At 66.3% G+C, this 20,500-nt stretch carries 21 protein-coding genes; 17 read left to right on the top strand and 4 right to left on the bottom strand.

Annotated elements, in window-relative coordinates; translation table 11 throughout:
• Positions 1 to 80: 80 nt before the first annotated feature.
• The 8 genes from KFK14_RS01255 to ribH all read left to right on the top strand — a co-directional run bounded on the left by KFK14_RS01255 (position 81) and on the right by ribH (position 8,277).
• The gene (locus tag KFK14_RS01255) at positions 81 to 1,736 is read left to right on the top strand and encodes an NAD+ synthase (protein ID WP_212609588.1); all 1,656 of its coding nucleotides are present in this window, start codon (positions 81 to 83) and stop codon (positions 1,734 to 1,736) included.
• A 105-nt stretch (positions 1,737 to 1,841) separates the two neighbouring features.
• Positions 1,842 to 3,179, top strand: a complete 1,338-nt coding sequence (gene gltX, locus KFK14_RS01260; protein WP_212609589.1) for a glutamate--tRNA ligase — start codon at positions 1,842 to 1,844, stop codon at positions 3,177 to 3,179.
• Positions 3,180 to 3,461: 282 nt separating this feature from the next.
• Positions 3,462 to 4,121: an energy transducer TonB gene (locus tag KFK14_RS01265; protein WP_212609590.1), complete on the top strand. Its 660-nt coding sequence runs from the start codon at positions 3,462 to 3,464 to the stop codon at positions 4,119 to 4,121.
• Between the two features lie 212 nt (positions 4,122 to 4,333).
• Complete coding sequence (locus tag KFK14_RS01270; RefSeq protein ID WP_212609591.1) at positions 4,334 to 4,825, top strand: hypothetical protein; 492 nt, start codon at positions 4,334 to 4,336, stop codon at positions 4,823 to 4,825.
• Between the two features lie 20 nt (positions 4,826 to 4,845).
• Positions 4,846 to 5,829, top strand: a complete 984-nt coding sequence (gene ribD / locus KFK14_RS01275) for a bifunctional diaminohydroxyphosphoribosylaminopyrimidine deaminase/5-amino-6-(5-phosphoribosylamino)uracil reductase RibD (protein ID WP_281417184.1) — start codon at positions 4,846 to 4,848, stop codon at positions 5,827 to 5,829.
• Positions 5,830 to 5,839: 10 nt separating this feature from the next.
• Positions 5,840 to 6,448 carry a riboflavin synthase gene (locus KFK14_RS01280; RefSeq protein WP_212609593.1) on the top strand — a complete coding sequence of 203 codons (609 nt, stop codon included), beginning with the start codon at positions 5,840 to 5,842 and terminating at the stop codon, positions 6,446 to 6,448.
• 106 nt (positions 6,449 to 6,554) lie between these two features.
• The gene (gene ribB / locus KFK14_RS01285; RefSeq protein WP_212609594.1) at positions 6,555 to 7,841 is read left to right on the top strand and encodes a 3,4-dihydroxy-2-butanone-4-phosphate synthase; all 1,287 of its coding nucleotides are present in this window, start codon (positions 6,555 to 6,557) and stop codon (positions 7,839 to 7,841) included.
• A 16-nt stretch (positions 7,842 to 7,857) separates the two neighbouring features.
• Positions 7,858 to 8,277, top strand: a complete 420-nt coding sequence (gene ribH / locus KFK14_RS01290; RefSeq protein WP_212609595.1) for a 6,7-dimethyl-8-ribityllumazine synthase — start codon at positions 7,858 to 7,860, stop codon at positions 8,275 to 8,277.
• A gap of 25 nt (positions 8,278 to 8,302) precedes the next feature.
• On the opposite strand, the gene KFK14_RS01295 is transcribed toward ribH, so the two are convergent.
• Complete coding sequence (locus KFK14_RS01295; protein ID WP_212609596.1) at positions 8,303 to 9,391, bottom strand: alkene reductase; 1,089 nt, start codon at positions 9,389 to 9,391, stop codon at positions 8,303 to 8,305.
• A 157-nt stretch (positions 9,392 to 9,548) separates the two neighbouring features.
• Between KFK14_RS01295 and KFK14_RS01300 the strand changes: the two genes are divergently transcribed.
• From KFK14_RS01300 to KFK14_RS01320, 5 genes are all read left to right on the top strand, one after another.
• The gene (locus tag KFK14_RS01300; protein ID WP_212609597.1) at positions 9,549 to 10,211 is read left to right on the top strand and encodes a COQ9 family protein; all 663 of its coding nucleotides are present in this window, start codon (positions 9,549 to 9,551) and stop codon (positions 10,209 to 10,211) included.
• A gap of 85 nt (positions 10,212 to 10,296) precedes the next feature.
• Entirely contained in the window at positions 10,297 to 10,551 is a 255-nt protein-coding gene (locus KFK14_RS01305) for a FeoA family protein (RefSeq protein WP_070157961.1), read from the top strand.
• The gene (gene feoB / locus KFK14_RS01310) at positions 10,548 to 12,401 is read left to right on the top strand and encodes a ferrous iron transporter B (RefSeq protein ID WP_212609598.1); all 1,854 of its coding nucleotides are present in this window, start codon (positions 10,548 to 10,550) and stop codon (positions 12,399 to 12,401) included. Before KFK14_RS01305 ends, feoB begins: the two co-directional genes overlap by 4 nt.
• A gap of 57 nt (positions 12,402 to 12,458) precedes the next feature.
• A complete protein-coding gene (ssb, locus tag KFK14_RS01315) occupies positions 12,459 to 13,028 on the top strand; it encodes a single-stranded DNA-binding protein (protein ID WP_212609599.1) in 570 nt (189 codons plus the stop codon).
• Positions 13,029 to 13,107: 79 nt separating this feature from the next.
• Positions 13,108 to 13,578: an NUDIX domain-containing protein gene (locus tag KFK14_RS01320; RefSeq protein WP_212609600.1), complete on the top strand. Its 471-nt coding sequence runs from the start codon at positions 13,108 to 13,110 to the stop codon at positions 13,576 to 13,578.
• Positions 13,579 to 13,753: 175 nt separating this feature from the next.
• Here KFK14_RS01320 and galU read toward each other — a convergent pair whose 3' ends face one another.
• The 3 genes from galU to KFK14_RS01335 form a co-directional block, all read right to left on the bottom strand.
• Positions 13,754 to 14,626: a UTP--glucose-1-phosphate uridylyltransferase GalU gene (galU, locus tag KFK14_RS01325; RefSeq protein ID WP_212609601.1), complete on the bottom strand. Its 873-nt coding sequence runs from the start codon at positions 14,624 to 14,626 to the stop codon at positions 13,754 to 13,756.
• Positions 14,627 to 14,732: 106 nt separating this feature from the next.
• Positions 14,733 to 15,182, bottom strand: coding sequence for a hypothetical protein (locus KFK14_RS01330; protein WP_070157966.1), 450 nt, complete (start codon positions 15,180 to 15,182; stop codon positions 14,733 to 14,735).
• A gap of 195 nt (positions 15,183 to 15,377) precedes the next feature.
• Positions 15,378 to 15,539 (bottom strand): DUF1674 domain-containing protein, encoded by a 162-nt coding sequence (locus tag KFK14_RS01335; protein ID WP_070157967.1) that lies wholly within the window; start codon positions 15,537 to 15,539, stop codon positions 15,378 to 15,380.
• Positions 15,540 to 15,677: 138 nt separating this feature from the next.
• Here KFK14_RS01335 and htpX point away from each other — a divergent pair, with 138 nt between their 5' ends.
• The 4 genes from htpX (at position 15,678) to KFK14_RS01355 (ending at position 20,494) form a co-directional block, all read left to right on the top strand.
• Complete coding sequence (gene htpX / locus KFK14_RS01340) at positions 15,678 to 16,616, top strand: zinc metalloprotease HtpX (RefSeq protein ID WP_425516677.1); 939 nt, start codon at positions 15,678 to 15,680, stop codon at positions 16,614 to 16,616.
• Positions 16,617 to 16,716: 100 nt separating this feature from the next.
• Complete coding sequence (locus tag KFK14_RS01345; protein WP_212609603.1) at positions 16,717 to 18,018, top strand: RsmB/NOP family class I SAM-dependent RNA methyltransferase; 1,302 nt, start codon at positions 16,717 to 16,719, stop codon at positions 18,016 to 18,018.
• Between the two features lie 62 nt (positions 18,019 to 18,080).
• Positions 18,081 to 18,743 (top strand): ribulose-phosphate 3-epimerase, encoded by a 663-nt coding sequence (rpe, locus tag KFK14_RS01350; RefSeq protein WP_070157684.1) that lies wholly within the window; start codon positions 18,081 to 18,083, stop codon positions 18,741 to 18,743.
• Positions 18,740 to 20,494 (top strand): heparinase II/III family protein, encoded by a 1,755-nt coding sequence (locus KFK14_RS01355; protein WP_212609604.1) that lies wholly within the window; start codon positions 18,740 to 18,742, stop codon positions 20,492 to 20,494. The genes rpe and KFK14_RS01355 overlap by 4 nt, the downstream gene beginning before the upstream one ends.
• Positions 20,495 to 20,500: the final 6 nt, after the last annotated feature.

Consider the following 20,500-nt stretch of genomic DNA (forward strand, 5'->3'; position numbering starts at 1 on the left):
CGGCGCCCCTTTAACCGGCGCTTGGGAATGTGGAAAGCGGCTTTTGCGGTACTGCGGAAAATGCTCTACGGGGTCCGGCCATGACCGCAAAGCTCACCATCGCCCTTGCCCAGATCAGCCAGTCCGTCGGCGACCTGTCCGGCAATGCCGATGCGATGCTGGAGTGGCGCGCGAAAGCGGGGGATGCGGACCTCATCGTCTATCCCGAACTGCAGCTTATCGGTTATCCGCCAGAGGATCTGGTGCTGAAACCCGCCTTTGTCGATCGCGCCGGGGAGGAGCTGCTGCGGCTGGCGAAGGCGACGGAGGATGGCGGCCCGGCAATGCTGGTCGGCACGGTCGTCGCGTCGCAGGGCGTGTTGTTCAATATCGTTGCCCTGCTGGACGGCGGCGAGGTGAAGGCGGTGCGGCAGAAGCGCGAGCTGCCCAATTACGGCACCTTTGACGAAAAGCGCCTGTTCGCCCCCGGTCCCTTGCCCGCGCCCATCGACTTTCGCGGCGTGAAGCTGGGCATTCCGATCTGCGAGGATATCTGGTTTCCCTTCGTCACCGCCCATCTGAAGGCGGAAGGGGCGGAAATCCTGATCAGCCCCAATGGCAGCCCTTATGAGATCAACAAGGACGACCACCGCCTGCGCGGCGTCTGTTCCGCGCGGGTGCAGGAAACCGGCCTGCCGGTCATCTATCTGAACCGCGTCGGCGGGCAGGATGAGCTGGTGTTTGACGGCGCGTCCTTCGTGCTGGGCGCAGACCTCACGGTGCTGCACCAACTGCCCGACTGGGACGAGGCACTGGTCATTACGCAGTGGGAGAAGCAAGGCGGGGCATGGACTTGCGCGCCCGGCGACATCCATGAACTCGACCCCAATCCCGCCGACATCTATAATGCGATGGTGCTTGGCCTGCGCGACTATGTGAACCGCAATCGCTTCCCCGGCGTGGTGCTGGGCCTGTCGGGCGGCATTGACAGCGCCTTGTCCGCCGCCGTCGCCGTCGATGCGCTGGGCGCCGACCGGGTGTGGTGCGTGATGATGCCCTCGCGCTTCACCAGCCAGGACAGTCTGGACGATGCGGCGGAATGCGCGCGCCTGCTGGGGGTGCGGCTCGACACCGTGCCGATCGAGCCGGCCGTCGGCGCGTTCGACACGATGCTTGCCGATGTCTTTTCCGGCCGCAACCGCGATCTGACCGAGGAGAATATCCAGTCGCGCATCCGCGGCGTCACGCTGATGGCGCTCAGCAACAAGTTCGGCCACATGCTGCTGACCACCGGCAACAAGAGCGAGATGTCGGTGGGCTATGCGACCATCTATGGCGACATGGCGGGCGGCTATTCGGTGCTGAAGGACGCCTACAAAATGACGGTGTTCGACCTGTCGCGCTGGCGGAACGAGAATGTACCGAGCCTTGGCATGGGGCCGTCCGGCCCGGTGATGCCCGATAGCGTCATCACCAAGCCGCCCAGCGCCGAACTGCGCGAGGACCAGAAGGATGAGGACAGCCTGCCGCCCTATGAGGTGCTGGACCCGATGCTGCACGGCCTTGTCGAGGAGGAGCTGTCGGTCGACCAGCTCGTCGCGCGCGGCTTCGACCGCGACACCGTGGCCCGCATCGAGCGGCTGCTCTACGTTGCCGAATATAAGCGCCGCCAGTCGCCCCCCGGCGTGAAGCTCGGCACCCGCAATTTCGGCCGCGATCGCCGCTATCCGATCACCAACGCGTTTAGAACCACCTGACCCGATATAATCCGTTCGCCCTGAGCCAGTCGAAGGGCTGCACCTTTCTTTGAGTAAGGGCAGGGCTTAGACAGGTTCGGCCCGAACGGTTTGAGTAGCGAACTTATGACCATCATCACCCGCTTCGCGCCATCGCCCACCGGGCATCTGCATGTCGGCAATATCCGCGCCGCGCTTCACAACTGGATGTGGGCGCAGAAAAATGGCGGCCAATTCCTGCTGCGCCTCGACGATACCGACGCGGAGCGCTCGCGGGAGGAATATGCCGATTCGATCCGGGCGGACCTCGCCTGGCTCGGCCTGCACCCGGACGCCGAAACCCGCCAGTCGGATCGTTTCGCGCTGTACGAGGCGCGCTTTGCGGCATTGCGCGACGCCGGACGCATCTATCCCGCCTATGAAACCGCGCAGGAACTGGACCTGCGGCGCAAGGTGCTGCTCGGCCGCGGCCTGCCGCCGGTTTACGACCGCGCCGCCCTGTTGCTGACGGCGGAGGATGTCGCACGGCTGGAGGGGGAGGGCCGCCGTCCGCACTGGCGCTTCAAGCTCGATCATGATGCGCCGATCGCCTGGACCGACTTGATCCGGGGCGATCAGCATTTCGACCCGAAGCTGCTCTCCGATCCCGTGATCCGGCGCGAGGACGGATCCTGGCTCTATATGCTCCCGTCCGCCATCGACGACATCGACATGGGCGTGACCCATGTCGTGCGCGGCGAGGATCATGTCTCCAACACCGCCGTCCAGTTGCAGATGTTCGCGGCGATGGGCGCGCCGCCGCCCGCCTTCGCGCATGAGGCGCTGCTGACCGGTACGGAGGGCAAACTGTCCAAGCGGCTCGGTTCGCTCGGCGTTTCCGCTTTCCGCGAACAGGGGATAGAGCCTGCCGCGATCATTGCTCTGCTGGCGCGTCTTGGCACCAGCGATCCGGTCGAGCCGTTCGCCGATGTCGCGCCGCTGGTGGCGACCTTCGATTTCGCCCGCTTCGGCCGCGCGCCCGCCCGCTTCGATGAGGCGGAACTGGCGGCGCTCAACCAGAAGATCATTCATGCCCTTCCCTACGCAGCGGTGACCGGCCGCTTGCCGGAGGGCATGGATGAGGCGGGCTGGAACGCGATCCGGCCCAATCTGGACATCATCGCCCAGGCGGCGGACTGGTGGGGGATCGTGAAGGGTGCGATCGACACGCCGCAATTCGACAGCGACGACCGCGCCTTTCTGACCCAGGCCGCCGATGCGCTCGACGCGCTGCCGTTCGATGAAGGCGTCTGGCGGGCGCTCACCGGCGCGCTGAAGGAGGCGACCGGCCGCAAGGGCAAAGCGCTGTTCCATCCCCTACGCCTCGCCCTCACCAGCCGCGACCATGGCCCGGAAATGGCCGCCCTGCTGCCGCTGATCGGGCGGGATGCGGCCCTCAGCCGGTTGCGCGCCGCCGCGGCATAGGGCTGTCCCATTTTGGGACATGCGGGCAGTATAGTAATAAAATCAGATACTTAAATCCCTATGGTTAAGCGTGCTCCTGCGAAAGCAGGAGTCCAGACCTGCCGTTTGAACTGGACTCCTGCTTTCACAGGAGCACACTGCGTTTTTGGCTAATCCCGTCCAATCACGACCCCGCAAAACTATCTCTACCCCTGCGCTCGAAAATCCTCTTGCCCATCTATTGTTATGTTGTATCATCCCAATCAGGCGCCGGTTACCGGCGCGGTCAGAGGAGAGGATGCAATGCAGTCAGTGGTTGCGCCGCAGGGCGGTTATGCCGGGTCCCGCAGGTCCCCCATCGGTCTGGGCGGGACGATCGCCGTTCATGCCGTGGCGGTGGGAATCTTCCTGCTGATGCCGCGGGAGATGATCGAACGGTTCGTCCCGCCGTCCATAATAACATATGCCGTACCCGCCGACCCGCCGCCGCCCGATCCGGTTCAGCCGCCGCCCGACAATAGCAAACATCCGATACAGCAACCTGACCGGTCAGTTATCCCGGCGACCATCCCCAAAGTGGCGTTGCCGGTCGACCCCGTGGACATCACCGGAACGGTCGATCCCCTGCCGCCCATCCAGCCAAAGATTGAAACGCCCGCCGATCCGCCCAGGGCGCCGGTATTCGCGCAGGCGTCGCCCGATCCGCGCTTCGCCCGCGATTTCCAGCCGGCCTATCCGCCCTCCATGCAGCGGATGGATATGGAAGGATCGGTCACGGTCCGCGTCCGGATCGGCGCGGACGGGCGCGTGCTGTCGGTGGAGAAGCTGTCGGCGGCCAGCGACGCCTTCTGGGATGCGACGCGGGAGCAGGCGCTGCGCAAATGGCGCTTCCGCCCCGGCACCCGCGACGGGACGCCCGTCGAATCGGAACGGGTGATGACCGTGCATTTCCGCATGACCTGATCGTTCGATAGCGGCGACGCGAAAATAACGGCCCGGCGGTGGGGGCGTCCGCCGGGCCGAAACTATGGAAGCCATTGGGGGCAGGCTTCCATTGGGTCGCAGGGCGATCATACTGCGTCATTCCTACAGGCGCGTGACAGAGGGCATGGCGTGATCCGCGCCTTTCACGCCCGCGCTTTGATTCCCGTTGGATTGCCTCTATATTCCGCGCCATGGCCATTTTCCCCCGTCCTGTTTCCCCGAAGTCGGCCTTCAGCGACTTCTGGAGCTACTTCACTGAGCGCCGCGCGCATAAATGGCCGCTGCTCGGCCTGTCCGCGGCCGTCACCTGGATCATCATCTGGGCGTTCGTGATCGACGGGCAGACCAACATCATGCCGCGCCAGAACAAGATCATCTATGTCGAAAGCTGGGACGCGAACCGCACCGATGCGGCGATCATCCTGCAGCAGAAGATGGATCTGGCGCGCAGCGAAGTCGCGCTGCGCAAGAAGCAGAAGGAAATGCAGGGTCTGGCCGACGCTTTCGGCATCGACTGGCGCGCGGATGAAGCGCGCAACACCGCCAGGCGCAAGGAAGCGCTGAAATATATCAACGCCCAGCTCGACGACCGGCTGGCCAAGGCGGAGGCGGCGGAAGGCAAGGCCGCTCCCGCGCCCGCGACACCCCAGGGCGGGCCTGATGGCGGGGACGCCAAACAATAGCGGACACCCTCGCCTTCCCCATCGCAGACGCCGCCGATGACCAACGTTTCATGGCGGCCGCGATCGCGCTGTCGCTGCGCGGCCGGGGCGTCAGCACGCCCAATCCCAGCGTCGGCTGCCTCATCGTCCGCGACTCGGTCGTCGTCGGGCGGGGCTGGACGCAGGCGGGCGGAAGGCCCCATGCGGAGGCGCAGGCGCTGGAACAGGCGCTGGACCGGGCGCGGGGCGCGACCGCCTATGTGACGCTGGAGCCTTGCTTCCATCTGTCGCCGCGCGGCCCGCGCTGCACCGACATGCTGGCGCGGGGCGGCGTCGCCCGCGTGGTGATCGCGGCCCGCGACCCCGATCCGCGCACCGACGGGCAGGGTGCGGCGTTTCTGGCCGGGCAGGGCATCGCCGTGGAAACCGGCCTGATGGCGGCGGAGGCGCGCCGGGCGATGGCGGGCTTCTTCCTGCGGCAGACGCTTGGGCGGCCGCATGTCACGCTGAAACTCGGCCTGTCGCTGGACGGGCGCATCGCCATGCCGGACGGCGGCAGCCGCTGGATCACCGGTCCCGCCGCGCGGGCGCATGCGCATGTGGAGCGCGCGCGCCATGACGCCATATTGGTGGGCGGCGGCACCCTGCGCGCTGACGCCCCGCGCCTCGATGTGCGCTTGCCGGGGCTGAAGGCGCGTTCGCCCCGGCCGATCCTGCTGGGGTCCGGGGATGCGCCGCCGGGCTGGACGGTCATTCGCAGCCCGGAGGAGATTGCGACGCTCGAACATGTCGATCATCTGATGGTGGAAGGCGGCGCGTCGACGGCCGCCTCCTTCCTGCGGGCGGGGCTGGTCGACCGGCTGCTCCTGTATCGCGCGCCGATCCTGCTGGGGGCGGGAAAGCCGGCGCTGGGCGACTTCGGTCTCGCCTCGCTCGACGCCGCGCATGGCCGCTGGCGGCTGACCGGCGGCCGCATGCTCGGCCCGGACCGGCTGGAGGTTTACGAGTCGGTGGAGAGCGCTTAGAGACTCGGCCATGTTCACGGGCATCATCACAGATATCGGCACCATCCGCTCCGCCGAGCAGCGCGGCGACCTGCGCCTTGTCATCGGCTGCGGCTATGACATGGCGGGCGTCGCGATCGGCGCATCCATCTCCTGCTCCGGCGTCTGCCTGACGGTGGTGGAAAAGGGGCCGGACTGGTTCGCGGTCGACCTGTCCGCCGAAACCGTGTCGCGCACGGCGCAGGGCCAGTGGACGCTTGGCCGCCGCCTCAATCTGGAGCGCGCGCTGAAAGTGGGCGACGAACTGGGCGGCCATATCGTGACCGGCCATGTCGATGAGATTGGCCAAGTCACCGGCCTGCGCAACGAAGGCGATTCGCTGCGCGTCACCATTTCCGCTGGCCCGGCCATCGCCCCGCATGTTGCGCCGAAGGGGTCGATCACCCTCGACGGCATATCGCTGACGGTGAACAGCGTGGAGGACAAGGCCGGGGGCGGCGTGGACTTCGGCGTGAACATCATTCCGCACACGGCCGAGGTGACGACATTCGATTCGCTGGAGGTCGGACGGCCGATCAATATCGAGATCGACGTGCTGGCGCGCTATCTCCATCGCATGCAGGCATTCCGCACCGCCTGACCTTTGCGCAATTGCGCAATGTGATTTGCTATTGAAATAATCACACTGTGATGTGATATGCCGCTTCTCGGTCAGCAGGACCGAAGGTTAAGCAAGGCCTATTCGCATGTCCTCCTCCCTCATCGACTCGCTTCGCAATCTGGTCACGGAAGGCGGCCTGTCCCGCTCCGGCCTTGCGCGCGCCGCCGGTCTGCACGCCAACAGCCTGCGCCGCCTGGGCGAAAGCGACTGGAACCCCACGGCCGATACGCTGGTGAAGCTCGAATCCTATCTGCTGCGGCGGGAAGGCGGCACCGCCCTCGCTTTGCCGGAGGAGATCATCAACGAGGCCCGCAACGGGCGGATGTTCATCCTTGTCGATGACGAGGACCGGGAGAACGAGGGCGATCTGGTCATCCCCGCGCAGATGGCGACGCCCGACGCGATCAATTTCATGGCGACGCACGGCCGCGGCCTCATCTGCCTTGCGCTCACCAAGGACCGGGTGGACGATCTTGGCCTCAACCTGATGAGCCGCCACAACGGCACCCGGCACGAAACCGCCTTCACCGTCTCGATCGAGGCGAAGGACGGGGTAACTACGGGCATCAGCGCCGCTGATCGCGCGCGCACCATTTCCGTCGCGATAGACGGGTCGAAGGGCGCCGCCGACATCGTGACTCCGGGCCATGTGTTCCCGCTGGTCGCCCGTCCCGGCGGCGTGCTGGTCCGCACCGGCCATACCGAGGCGGCCGTGGACGTGGCGCGCCTGGCCGGTCTCAACCCCTCCGGCGTGATCTGCGAGATCATGAATGACGACGGCACGATGGCCCGTCTGGACGACCTCATTCCCTTCGCGCAGAAGCACCGGCTGAAGATCGGCACGATCCGCGACCTGATCGCCTATCGCCGCCGCAACGACCATCTGGTGGTCAAGCGGTCGGAAGTGGCGTTCCCCAGCCGCTGGGGCGGCGACTGGAAGGCGATGGTCTTTTACAACAAGGCCACCGGCACGGAGCAGATCGTGCTGCAGAAGGGCCGCGTCGACCCGGATCAGCCGACCCTGGTGCGCATGCATGTCCTCTCCCCGCTGGACGACACGTTCGGCCATATCAGCCCGCGCAGCGATTTGCTCCGGCGGTCGATGGAAATCATCGGCGAGGAAGGCGCGGGGGTCATCGTGATCCTCAACCGCCTCGAATCCAACGGTCTCAGCCGCCTGTTCCAGCTTATGAACGGCAGCGAGATGACCCCCGGCGACATGGACCAGCTCCGCGACTATGGCGTCGGCGCGCAGATCCTCGCGGAAATGGGCGTGCACGACATGATCCTGCTCACCAACAGCCATCACAGCCTGATCGCGCTGGACGGCTATGACCTCGCCGTCGTGGGCGAGCGCTCCATCGACCTCTAAAATCGGGATAAAGATAATGGCGAAGTTTCTGATCGTCGAAGCGCGTTTCTACGAGCATCTGAACGACCTGCTGATCGAGGGCGCGGGCGCTGCGCTCGATGAAGCCGGCCACAAATATGAGGTGCTGACCGTTCCCGGCGCGCTGGAGATTCCGGGCGCCATCGCGATGGCGGCGGAAAGCGGCCGCTATGACGGTTTCATCGCCATTGGCGTCGTCATCCGCGGCGAAACCTATCATTTCGAGGTGGTGTCGAACGAAAGCGCGCGGGGCCTGATGGCGCTGTCGATGGACAGCATCCCCATCGGCAACGGCATATTGACGGTCGAAAATGAGGCGCAGGCTCTCGCCCGCGCCCGCATGACCGAAAAGGACAAGGGCGGCGAGGCGGCCAAGGCCGCCATCGCCATGCTGGACATCCGCCAGCGCTTCGCCTGACGGATGTCCGGGGCGGGCCGGCCGTTCAGGCCGCCTGCGGGGCCAGCGCCGGATAGTCGGTATAGCCTTCCACGCCCTGGCTGTACCAGGTCGCCATCTCTGCCTGTTGCAGCGGCAGGCCCTTGCGCAGCCGCTCCGGCAGGTCCGGGTTGGAGATGAACGGCCGCCCGAAGCTGATCGCGTCGGCCAGACCTGAATCCAGGTCGGCCTGGGCGGTGGCCCGGTCATAATCGCTGTTCAGCACCAGCGCGCCGTTGAAATGCTGCCGGATGATGGGCGACAGCCGGGGTACGTCGGTGCTGCCGAACGTGCCGTGCGGCTTCTGTTCGCGCAGTTCCAGGAAGGCGATGCCCAGCGCGTCCAGCGCCTGCGCCGCCAGCGTGAACACGGCTTCCGGGTTGCTGTCATCCACGCCCTGCGACGCGCCATTGGGTGAAAGGCGGACGCCGGTGCGTCCCGCGCCGATCTCTCCGGTCAGCACCTGCGCCACTTCCCGCAGCAACCGCACGCGATTTTCCGGGCTGCCGCCATAGGCGTCCGTCCGGTGGTTCGATCCGTCGCGCAGGAACTGGTCGATCAGATAGCCGTTCGCCGCGTGCAGCTCCACGCCATCGAAACCCGCCGCCAGCGCGTTGCGCGCGGCGCGGCCATATTCGTCGAGCAGGCGCGGAATCTCCGCAATCTCCAGTGGGCGCGCCTGGGTATAGGGCTGCTTGCCCGCATAGGTGTGGGCGTCGCCGGGTGCGGTGGTCGCGCTTGCGGACACGGGCTGCGCCCCGCCAAGGAAGCTGGGGTGCACGATCCGGCCCATATGCCAGAGCTGCAATGCGATGCGTCCGCCCGCCTCATGCACGGCTTCGGTCACGGGCTTCCACGCCTCGACCTGTTCGGCGGACCAGATGCCCGGCGCATAGGGCCAGCCCAGCCCTTCCTGCGAAATGCCGGTGGCTTCGGTGATGATCAGCCCGGCGGTGGCGCGCTGCGCATAATAGGTAGCCATGATATGTGTCGGCACATGGCCTTTGGTGCCCCGCGCGCGGGTCAGCGGCGACATCAGGATGCGATTGGGCGCTTGTATGTCGCCGAAGTGGACGGGATCGAACAAATCCGGCATGGGAAACTCCTGTTATTTAAGTATCGAATTGAAACGGAAATGGGTGCCGGTGCGAGTTAGGATCGGGCCATGCGCATTTCAACCGCTCCGGGACGCATTCCGGGAATCATTCCGGCGGCGCTTGTCCGTCCGCCTGCGCGGGTCTAGGGAAAGGCCGATGGTCGATCTGCCCGCTGATCCCACGCTGGATGAAATCCGCGCCGCGCTCGCGCCCCTGCTGCCGCGTCAGGCGGCGTTCGACGGCTGGCGTCCGGCCGCGGTGGAAAACGCCGCCCGCCTTGCGCATGTCGATCCCGCCATCGCCCGGCTGGCCTTTGCGGACGGCGCGGTCGGCATGATCGACGCCTGGTTCGCCAGCATCGACGCGCGCATGGCGGCGGCGATCCCGGCCGATACCCTTGCCGCGATGAAGATCCGGGAGCGAATCGCCGCTCTGGTGGAGGCGCGCCTCGCCCTGCTGGCGCCCGACCGGGAGGCGCTTCGCCGCGCCCTCGCCATCCTGGCGCTGCCGCAGAATTTCGCCCGCTCGGCGAAGCTGGGCTGGCGCGCGGCGGACGGCATCTGGCGTCTCGCGGGCGATACCGCGACGGACTATAATCACTACACCAAGCGGATGACGCTCGGCGGCGTCTATGCCGCGACGATGATCGCTTTCCTCGACGATGAGAGCGAGGGCCATGCAGACAGCCGGGCCTTCCTTTCCCGCCGTCTCGATGGCGTGATGCGTTTCGAAAAGGCGAAGGCGCGCCTGTCCGCGCGGAAGGACAATCATTTCAGCCTGTCCCGCTTCATCGGGCGGCTGCGCTATCCCGTGGTCTGATTGGCCGATCGTCTCATTGGGGCTGGCGTTGAATAGGCGTTATTGATACTCAGTCGCAAACATCGGACCCTGAGACTCATCTACATTGCGCCTGACCCAGCTTCCCCTCCGCAAGCCCGCTTATGTCGACAGCATTGATTGGACCCTGCTCTCCCCCGCCGAGGGTCAGCGGCTGCGCGAATATGGCCTGTGTGAAGGGGCCAGCGTAGAGGCGCTGCATCATGGCGGCATTTTCGGCCGGGGCCCCCTGGCCTGCCGGATCGGCCGCATGACCATCGCCATGCGCCGCCATCACGCCGCCGCCATAGAAGTCCGCACCGGGCCGGGGGAGGACGCATGACCGCGCTGCCGCTCGTGGCGCTGGTCGGCAATCCCAATGCCGGCAAGAGCGCGCTGTTCAACGCGCTGACCGGCGCGCGGCAGAAGCTGGGCAATTATCCCGGCGTCACGGTGGAGCGCAAATCGGGCCGCCTGTCGCTGGACGATGGCCGGCCGCTGGAAATCGTCGATCTGCCCGGCACCTACAGCCTCGACCCGACCAGCCCGGACGAGCAGGTGACGCGCGATTTCATCCTGGGCAAGCAGGCGGGCGAACGCCTGCCCGATGCGCTGGTCATCGTCGTCGACGCCGCCAATCTGCAGAATCACCTGCGTTTCGCGCTGGAGCTGATCGCGCTGGGCCTGCCGACCATATTGGCGCTCAACATGGTGGATCTCGCCGCGCGCGACGGGCTGGAGCTGGACGCCAATATCCTTTCCCGCGACCTTGGCGTGCCGGTCATCCCGACCGTCGCCGTGCGCAAGCGCGGCCTCGATCATCTGCGCGCTGAACTGGACAAGATCATTACGGGCGGCCCGGTCGCAATCCGGCCCTCCGCGCCGGAAAAAAGCTTTGACGCCGTCCGGCGGGAGGCGCACCGGATCGCCCGCGCCGCCATCGTCCGCGAAACCCCGTCCCGTCGTCTGACCGCCGCCGTGGACCGCATCGCGCTGCATCCGGTGATGGGTCTCATCTTCCTCCTGGCGCTCCTGTTCGTGATGTTTCAGGCGGTGTTCGCCTGGGCGACTGTCCCTGCCGACATATTGGAAGGCTGGGTCACTGCGCTGGGCACGGCGGTGACGGCCATCCTGCCGCCCGGCATTGTGCACGACTTCCTGCTGGAGGGCGTGGTCGGTGGCGTCGGCGCGGTGATCGTGTTCCTGCCGCAGATCCTCATCCTGTTCTTCTTCATCCTGATGCTGGAGGCGACCGGCTATATGGCGCGCGCCGCCTTCATGATGGACGGCATCATGGCGCGGGTCGGCCTTTCGGGCCGCGCCTTCATTCCGCTGCTTTCGTCCTTCGCCTGCGCCGTGCCCGGCATCATGGCGACCCGTACGATCAGCGATCCTAAGGACCGGCTGACCACCATCCTGATCGCGCCGCTGATGACCTGTTCGGCGCGGCTGCCCGTCTATGGCCTGATCATCGCCGCCTTCATTCCGGCGCGCACCGTGCTGGGCGGGATCGGACTGCAGGGGCTGATATTGTTCCTTCTCTACGTCGCCGGTATCGTCGGCGCGATGGTCGCGGCGCTCGCGCTGCGCGTGACCGTGGCAAAGGGGAACAGCAGCGGCTTCCTTATGGAAATGCCGAAATATCAGTGGCCCCGGCCGCAGGACATATTGATTGGCCTGTGGCAGCGTGCGGTGATCTTCCTCAAGCGCGCCGGCACCATCATCCTTGCCACCAACGCCGTGTTGTGGGTGCTGGCCAGCTTTCCCACCGCTCCGGCCGGTGTCAAGCAGAGCGAATACAGCATCGCCGGCCGGATCGCGGGGGGCATCAACGTGCTGGTCGAGCCGATCGGCTTCAACCGCGACATCTCGCTGGCCCTGCTGCCGACCATGATGGCGCGTGAAGTCGCGGTCTCCGCGATCGCGACCGTCTACGCTATCGATGCCGACCAGGGCGAGGATGCCGTCAGCATGGAACTGGGCGACCGCCTCAAAGGGCGCTGGTCGCTGCCCACCGCTCTCGCCTTCCTTGCCTGGTTCGTGTTCGCCCCTCAGTGCATTTCGACCATTGCCGTCACCCGGCGGGAGACAAACGGCTGGCGCTGGCCGATGTTCATGGTCGGCTATCTGTTCGCTCTGGCCTATGTGGCGGCGGGCATAACCTTCTGGACCGCGACCGCCGCTGGTCTTTGATGTTTACCGCGTCATTCGCAGGGCTATAAGGACCCCTTTCACGCCTTCGGAGGGATCATGGCAGGCTCGGTAAACAAGGTCATTCTGGTGGGCAATCTGGGCGCTGATCCAGAGGTGAAAAGCTTCCAGAACGGCGGCAAGGTCTGCAATCTGCGCATCGCCACCAGCGAAAGCTGGAAGGACCGCATGTCCGGCGAGAAGAAGGAGCGGACCGAATGGCACACCGTCGCCATCTTCTCCGAAGGACTGGCGGGCGTCGCCGAACGCTTCCTGCGCAAGGGATCGAAAGTCTATCTGGAGGGCCAGCTCCGCACCCGCAAATGGCAGGACCAGTCGGGCAACGACCGTTATTCGACCGAAGTCGTGCTGCAAGGCCCCGGCGCCGTGCTGACCATGCTGGACGGCGCGCCGGGCGGTGGCGGTCAGGGCGGCGGCTATGGCGGTAGCGGCGGCCGTTCGTCCGGTGGCGGCAGCGACTGGTCGGGCGGCAGCAGCGGCTATGGCGGCGGCGACTATGATGACGGCCCCAGCTTCGGCGGCGCGGGCGGCGGTGGCCGCAGCTCCGGTTCGGGCGGCCGCGGCAGTCCCAATTTCGACAATGACCTGGACGACGAAGTACCGTTCTGATCCCGGCGCGGCGTAGGTCCCATCCGGCCTGACCGGATAGGGCCGTCCTGCCGGAAATTTACGGCCGGGAGGCGCGCATATGGCACTGCTTCATCGCCTGATCGGGCGCGGAGCGCGCCTTTACTGGCGCATCCGGCGGCCGCGCACGCTGGGCGTGCGGGCCATCGTCCTCGACCCGCGGGACCGCATCGCTCTCGTCCGCCACAGCTATATCGACCATTGGTATCTGCCCGGCGGCGGGGTGAAGAAGGGCGAAGGGTTCGGCGCCGCCCTGCTGCGGGAATTGCGGGAGGAGGTCGCGCTGACCGATGTCAGGGTGGAGCGCGTCCTTGGCGTCTATCACAGCCGGAAGGAGGCGAAGGACGACCATATCGTCATCTTCGTCGTCCGGACGGCGCAGGATCAGGCGGCCGGACTGCGCCGCGCCGATCTGCTGGAGATAGAGGAGGCGGGCTGGTTTGCGCTCGACGCCCTCCCGGACGTCTCGGCCGCCACGGCCCGCCGGATCGCCGAATATCGCGCGGGCGCGATGGGGCTGGGGGAGTGGTAGGAAGGGGGATTTATAAGCTACACCAAGAACCGTTCGGGCTGAGCGAAGTCGAAGCCTTCCACTGAGCGCAGCGAAGTGCTTCGGCCTTGCCTCAGCAGAGCCCTTCGACTTCGCTCAGGGCGAACGGTTTCAATTTAATGTGCAAACGAAGCTGCTGTTCAGCCTTCCCGTTACCTCACCCCACCAGCTTCTTCGCGAACTGCCGGATATGCGCGCCGATATCGTCCCGTTCCAGCGCCAGCGCCAGATTGGCCTCGATATAGCCCGCCTTCGACCCGCAGTCATAGCGATCGCCCTTGAAGGTCACGCCGTGGAACGCCTGCTTGCCGATCATCGCGGCCATCGCGTCGGTAAGCTGGATTTCGCCGCCCGCGCCCTTTTCCTGCGTTTCCAGGACCGTCATGACCTCTGGCTGCAGGATGTAGCGTCCGGCGATGATCAGGGTTGAGGGCGCGGTGCCTGCGGCCGGCTTTTCGACCAGGCCCTTGATGACCGTCAGGTCGCCCTTCACGCCATCGGGATCGAGCACGCCATAGCTGGGCGTCTGCTCCATCGGCACGTCGAGCGCGCAGATCAGGTTGCCGCCAACCGCGTCATAGGCGTCGACCATCTGCTTCAGGCATCCGGTGCCCTTACCGCCATACATGAATTCGTCGGGCAGGATGATCGCGAACGGCTCGTCGCCGACAATATGCCGCGCGCACCAGATCGCATGGCCCAGGCCAAGCGGCTCCTGCTGCCGCACGAAGATCGCATTGCCCGGCGTCAGGCGCGTGCCCTTCAGGCCCGACATGTCCTTGCCGCGCTCGCGCTGGGTCGCCTCCAGCTCATAGGCGATGTCGAAATGGTCCTCGATCGCGCCCTTGCCGCGTCCGGTGACGAAGATCATCTCCTCGATCCCGGCCTCGATCGCCTCGTCGACCGCATATTGGATCAGCGGGCGGTCCACGACCGGCAGCAATTCCTTCGGCACGGCCTTTGTCGCCGGGAGGAAACGTGTACCGAGTCCCGCCACGGGGAACACGGCCTTGCGTATCTTCTTCGTCATTCTGCCCTGTTCTATATATGTATTGCAGGAAATGCTGCACCGCACTCATTGCGGCTTGGCCGGAGAAGGTCAACCCTGCGCAGGGCCGGAATTGGACGATAAAGGGTTAGAGGGCGATCAACCGTTCGCTGATATTTTCCAGTTGCCCGATCTCTGAATCCAGTTGCTCCATCGATACATGCAGTTCGTTATTCTTCTGATCGCGGCAGGAAAAGCCGCCCGGCTCCGGCGCGCCGAAGCCAGTGATGATCAGCCCGCGAAACCGGTCGATTCGCTGGATGTCGCGTTCGATATCGGCGATTTGTGACAGGGCGCTGACGTCGCGCCGGTCGCGCATGGAGATCATCGCGCGCAGTTCGGCCATCAACCGGCCCATGCCCGGTTTGGTCCGCATGCTGGTGTTGCGCACATCGCCCGCCGCCTCGCGCAGCGCGCAGAGTTTCTGTTCCAGCCCCTGTTCCAGCGCGCCCCAGGCGCAGATGAGGCGGCCCACGCCATACATCAGCGGCGCGTCCTCCGGCATTTCAATATCGGCAAACAGTGGAAGATGACCCATGAATTCCCTTTTTATCCATCAAATCAATGCACAAGGCATGCTTCAGACTCAGGCGCGACCCCTGTCATGACGCCACGGCACCTCCTAGCTCCGACAGGACAGAGCCTGTACCCGTCAGCGCCCGGAATGCCGAAAGGCCGTGCAGTAATTTGGATGAACGGAGGATGAGGCAGGGAAAAACGGCGGCGATGCCGGTCAGAAATCGATCGCGATTCCCTTTTTCTCCCAATCGCCATAGCGTGTTGGGCTAAGGCCCTCCTCGGCTTCCGGCACCTTGTCCAGCGGGTCGGGCTGGGGCACGGGCGGGCTTTTGGACAGGTAGGCGGGCGGCTTCACATGGTCGGGGCGCTTGCCCATTGCGTTTCTCCCGGATGTCCAACTGTTTCGCATGATTGAAGGCGGCGCAGCGCCATCCCACATTCATGCCTGCCATGCTATATGGGCTGGCGTTCGATGACATGAAAGGATGGTTTTTCCGTGAGCGGGTTCAAGACGATGCTGCTGCTGTCGGCGCTGACCGCGCTGTTCATGGCATTGGGCTATACGCTGGGCGGCAGCGGCGGGGCGATCATCGCGCTGCTCGTGGCCGCGGGCATGAACCTTTTCACCTTCTGGAGTGCCGACAAGATCGTCCTGTCGATGCATGGCGCGCGGGAGGTCGATGCCGCGAGCGCGCCCGATTTCTACCCCCTGGTGCAGCAGCTCGCCCAGCGCGCCGGGCTGCCGATGCCGCGCGTCTATGTGATCGATTCGCCGCATCCCAACGCCTTCGCCACCGGCCGCAATCCCGAAAACGCCGCTGTCGCCGCCACCACCGGCCTGCTCTCGATGCTCAGCCGGGATGAGGTGGCGGGCGTGATGGCGCATGAGCTTGGCCATGTCCGCAATCGCGACACGCTGATCATGACCATGGTCGCGACGATAGCGGGTGCCATCTCCATGCTCGCCAATTTTGGCATGTTTTTCCGTAGCGGCGACAATAATGGCCATCATAATATGGTGGCGACCCTGCTGGCGGTGATCGTCGCGCCCTTCGCCGCGATGATCGTGCAGATGGCGATCAGCCGCACCCGCGAATATGGGGCGGACCGCGCGGGCGCGGAGATCAGCGGCAATCCGCGCGCGCTCGCATCCGCGCTCGCCAAGATTTCCGGCATGGCCGAACGCATTCCCAACCCGGTCGCGGAACGCAATCCGGCGGCGGCGCAACTCTATATCGTGCCCGCCCATGTCAGCGAGATGTTCTCCACCCACCCCGCGACCGAAAAGCGCATCGCGGCGCTGGAGGATTTCGCGGCGCAGATGGGCCACGCGCCTGCGCTGGCTCCGGCTCAGTCGGCTTCTGCGGTTGCGCCGCGCAACTCCGCCCTCAATCCCAACGGTGCGCCCAAACCGCGCCGCTCCAGCGCGCTCGATCCGCTCCGCCGGGATTGATGTCGCGCGGCTGACTTTAGCGCTGCGTACTCCTGCTTTCGCAGGAGTACGGCAAGAGACGCCGGATGACGCCGCCCTGCAAAGCCGCTAGAGGCCCGCAATGTCCTCGCCGCCCACATCCCGCTATCCCGCAAGTCCGCCGCCGCCCGCCGGCCTCCCCGCTCGCCGCGCCGCGCTCAAGCTGCTCGACGCCGTGCTGCGCCGGGGCGAGCCGCTGGAATTGGCCTTGCATGCCGCGACACAGGGAATCCCGGCGGGCAATGATCGCGCGCTGGTCCACGCCATCGCCGCCGAAGCGCTGCGCCGCCTGCCCGATCTCGACGCGCTGATCGACGGCGCGACGCGGCAGCGCCTGCCGGACGATGCGAAGGCGCGCATGGTGCTGCGCATCGCGCTTGTGCAGGCGCTCGGCCTCGGCACGCCGCCGCACGCGGCTATCGCCACCGCCCTGCCGCTGGTGGATGGCGGCCCGCGCAAGCTGGTTCATGGCGTGTTCGGCGCGATCATGCGGGACGGCGCGGGGCTTCCCGATGTTCCGGCGCTGCCCGATGGCGCGGCCGCGCGCTGGGCGGACCAGTGGGGCGCGGAGATGGCGGAGGCCGCCGCCCGCGCCTTCGCCGTGCGCCCGCCCGTCGACCTGTCGCTGCGCGATCCCGCCGACACGGCGCTCTGGGCGGAGCGCCTGTCCGGCGCGTCCTTCGCGCCGGGGCATGTCCGCCTCGGCGATCATGACGCGATCACTGGCCTGCCGGGCTTTGCCGAGGGCGCATGGTGGGTGCAGGATCTCGCCGCCTCCATCCCGGCCCGCCTGCTTGGCGCGGGGGAGGGCCGGCAGGTGCTTGACCTGTGCGCCGCGCCGGGCGGCAAGACGATGCAGTTGGCCGCCACCGGCTGGCGCGTCACCGCCATCGACCAGTCGAAGAAGCGGCTGGAGCGGCTGTCGGAAAATCTCGCCCGCACCGGCCTTTCGGCAGAGGTTCTGGCCGCCGACATCCGCGCCTGGGCGCCGGAAAAGCCCGCCGACGCGGTGCTGCTCGATGCGCCCTGCACCGCGACCGGCATCTATCGCCGCCACCCGGACGTCCTGCACCGCATCGGCCCGCGCCAGATCGCGGAACTGGCGGAATTGCAGGCGCTACTGATTGATCGCGCCGCCCAATGGGTCGCGCCAGGCGGCGCGCTCGTTTATGCGACCTGCTCACTCGAACAGGCCGAGGGTGAGGATCAGGCGCGCGAATTCCTGTCCAGGAATCCCGGATTTCAAGTCGTTCCGCCCGACGCCGCATTGCTGCCGCAGGGTATCTCCGCCACGGATGACGGCTGGATTCGCACGCTTCCCGCGACGCTGGCGGAGCAGGGCGGCGTCGATGGATTCTTCATCGCGCGCTTTCGTCGGGTCTGAGGCGCGAATCGGCGCGGACAATGGTTGCGCCACCCGAATCGCGCGGCTAATGCCTGTCATCCATGTCGCCATCCGTCCGCATCGCCCCGTCCATCCTGTCCGCCGATTTCGCCCGGCTTGGCGAGGAGGTGCGCGCGATTGACGAGGCTGGCTGCGACTGGGTCCACGTCGATGTGATGGACGGGCATTTCGTGCCGAACATCACCATTGGCCCGATGGTCGTGAAGGCGCTGCGCCCGCACACGACCAAGCCGATGGACGTCCATCTGATGATTTCGCCGGTCGATACCTATCTGGACGCTTTCGCGGCGGCCGGGGCCGATATCCTGACCGTGCACCCGGAGGCGGGGCCGCACATCCACCGCACCGTCCAGCATATCAAGTCGCTGGGCAAGCAGGCGGGCGTCGTGCTCAACCCCGGTACGCCCGCCAAGATGCTCGACTATCTGATCGATGATGTCGACCTGGTGCTGGTGATGAGCGTCAATCCCGGTTTCGGCGGGCAGAGCTTCATCACCAACCAGCTCCGCAAGATCGAGGCGATCCGCAAGATGATCGACAAGAGCGGCCGGGACATCCGTCTGCAGGTCGATGGCGGCATCGATTTCGAAACCGCGCCGCAGGCGATCGCGGCGGGCGCCGACGTGCTGGTCGCGGGAACGGCGACCTTCAAGGGCGGCCCGTCCGCCTATGCCGACAATATCCGGAGGTTGCGGGGCGGGTGAACGATCACAGCCGGCTTCCGCCCCATGCCGCGCCTCTTGCCGAGGATGACGGGATCGAGGAGGGCAAGAGGCTCATCCGGGTATCGGATGACAGGGGGCTGTCGCTGGCCGAACGAGTCGCGAACCGCTTCTACCGGCTGACCTGGCGCACCCCCATTCATGCGATGCGGCTGAAGGGGAAATATCCCCTGAAACTGCTGGCTGTGCCGGACGACGATATTCCCGGCGATCCGCGCGCGGGCAATGCGCTGCGCGCCGGATTCTTCCTGTTCCGCGGCATGAAGCAGTCGGTCGAGACGCTGGATTTTGCGGCGCTGGACGTGTCGCCCGCTTTCCGGGACTATATTCACAGCTTCCGCTGGCTGCGCGATCTTGCCACGGTGTCGACCCGCGATCAGGGCGCGCCGGTCGCCGAAGCGATCATGCGCAAATGGCTGGCCGCCCATTCGGAAAAGCCCAGCGAACCGGCGTGGCGGGCCGACAATGCGGGCTGGCGGCTGTTTTTCTGGACCAGCCAGGCGCCGTTGATCCTGTCGAGCAGCGATCTCGTCTATCGTTCGCTGGTCCTCAACTGCATCGCCCGCACCGCGCGTCATCTCGATCAGGGCGCGGACAAGGCCCCGGTCGGCATACAGCGCCTTGTCGCCTGGGGCGGCATTGTCGCCGCATCACTGCTGATCCCCGGCGGCGGCCCGCGCCGCATCTTTGGCGAGGCGGGCCTGCGCCGCGCGCTGGACAGCGCCTTCCATGGCGATGGCGGCACCATATCGCGCGCGCCGATGGCGCAGCTTGAGGGGATCACGCTCCTCGCTATGCTCCGCGCCGTCTATGACGCCCGGCGGGAGGAGCCGCCCGCATTCCTGGACGAAGCCTTGTCGCGCACCGTGCCCGCTTTGCTCGGCGTCACGCATGGCGATGGCGGCCTGGGAAGCTGGCAGGGCGGCGGCGCGACATCGCCCGAGGCCGTCAATGCCGTGATCGCCGCCACCGGCGTCCGCACCCGTCCGCTGCGCCAGGCGCGCGACTGGGGCTATCAGCGGCTGTCGGCGGGCGGCACGGTTGTCCTCATCGACGCGGCCCCGCCGCCGGTTTCGCGGGTCGCCGATGCGGGCTGCGCCTCCACCGGCGCGCTGGAGATCAGCGACGGCGCGCACCGCCTGTTCGTCAATTGCGGCGGCGCGGCGCTCGCCGGCGCGCAATTGCCGGACTCGCTGGCGCAGGCGCTACGCACCACCGCCGCGCACAGCACGCTCACCCTTGCGGACAGCAATTCGACGGCGATCCTTGCGGACGGCACCCTTGGCCGCGGCGTCACCGAAGTTGAGCTGCATCGGCAGGAGACCGAAAGCGGCAGCCGCCTGGAACTCAGCCATGACGGTTATGTTCGCCGCCTCGGCTATGTCCACCGCCGCCTGCTGATCCTCTCGGCGGAGGGCAAGGAAATCCGGGGCGAGGACATGCTGCTCCCCGCCCCGCGCCGCCGCAAGCCTGCGGCCGTGCCCTATGTGCTTCGCTTCCATCTCGCGCCCGATGTGGAGCCGACGGTGACGGCGGACGGGCAGGGCGTGCTGCTCCGGCTGGAGGGCGGCACCTTGTGGCAATTCCGGGCGGGCGCCGGGAAACTCGCCGTGGAGGAAAGCCTCTGGGTGGACGGCAATGGCCGCCCGGTCCAGAGCCAGCAACTCGTCATCAGCGCAGAGGCGGAGCCGGGCGGCAGCAGCATCGGCTGGCTGCTCAAGCGCATGAGCTAAATTGAT

Source organism: Sphingobium phenoxybenzoativorans (assembly GCF_018286635.1).
GTDB lineage: Bacteria > Pseudomonadota > Alphaproteobacteria > Sphingomonadales > Sphingomonadaceae > Sphingobium > Sphingobium phenoxybenzoativorans.

Bases quoted from the DNA above. Each gene is read 5' to 3' on its own strand.
- KFK14_RS01255 (WP_212609588.1), top strand. From the start codon at position 81: ATGACCGCAAAGCTCACCATCGCCCTTGCCCAGATCAGCCAGTCCGTC.
- gltX (WP_212609589.1), top strand. From the start codon at position 1,842: ATGACCATCATCACCCGCTTCGCGCCATCGCCCACCGGGCATCTGCAT.
- KFK14_RS01265 (WP_212609590.1), top strand. From the start codon at position 3,462: ATGCAGTCAGTGGTTGCGCCGCAGGGCGGTTATGCCGGGTCCCGCAGG.
- KFK14_RS01270 (WP_212609591.1), top strand. From the start codon at position 4,334: ATGGCCATTTTCCCCCGTCCTGTTTCCCCGAAGTCGGCCTTCAGCGAC.
- KFK14_RS01280 (WP_212609593.1), top strand. From the start codon at position 5,840: ATGTTCACGGGCATCATCACAGATATCGGCACCATCCGCTCCGCCGAG.
- ribB (WP_212609594.1), top strand. From the start codon at position 6,555: ATGTCCTCCTCCCTCATCGACTCGCTTCGCAATCTGGTCACGGAAGGC.
- ribH (WP_212609595.1), top strand. From the start codon at position 7,858: ATGGCGAAGTTTCTGATCGTCGAAGCGCGTTTCTACGAGCATCTGAAC.
- KFK14_RS01295 (WP_212609596.1), bottom strand. From the start codon at position 9,391: ATGCCGGATTTGTTCGATCCCGTCCACTTCGGCGACATACAAGCGCCC.
- KFK14_RS01300 (WP_212609597.1), top strand. From the start codon at position 9,549: ATGGTCGATCTGCCCGCTGATCCCACGCTGGATGAAATCCGCGCCGCG.
- feoB (WP_212609598.1), top strand. From the start codon at position 10,548: ATGACCGCGCTGCCGCTCGTGGCGCTGGTCGGCAATCCCAATGCCGGC.
- ssb (WP_212609599.1), top strand. From the start codon at position 12,459: ATGGCAGGCTCGGTAAACAAGGTCATTCTGGTGGGCAATCTGGGCGCT.
- KFK14_RS01320 (WP_212609600.1), top strand. From the start codon at position 13,108: ATGGCACTGCTTCATCGCCTGATCGGGCGCGGAGCGCGCCTTTACTGG.
- galU (WP_212609601.1), bottom strand. From the start codon at position 14,626: ATGACGAAGAAGATACGCAAGGCCGTGTTCCCCGTGGCGGGACTCGGT.
- KFK14_RS01330 (WP_070157966.1), bottom strand. From the start codon at position 15,182: ATGGGTCATCTTCCACTGTTTGCCGATATTGAAATGCCGGAGGACGCG.
- KFK14_RS01335 (WP_070157967.1), bottom strand. From the start codon at position 15,539: ATGGGCAAGCGCCCCGACCATGTGAAGCCGCCCGCCTACCTGTCCAAA.
- htpX (WP_425516677.1), top strand. From the start codon at position 15,678: ATGCTGCTGCTGTCGGCGCTGACCGCGCTGTTCATGGCATTGGGCTAT.
- KFK14_RS01345 (WP_212609603.1), top strand. From the start codon at position 16,717: ATGTCCTCGCCGCCCACATCCCGCTATCCCGCAAGTCCGCCGCCGCCC.
- rpe (WP_070157684.1), top strand. From the start codon at position 18,081: ATGTCGCCATCCGTCCGCATCGCCCCGTCCATCCTGTCCGCCGATTTC.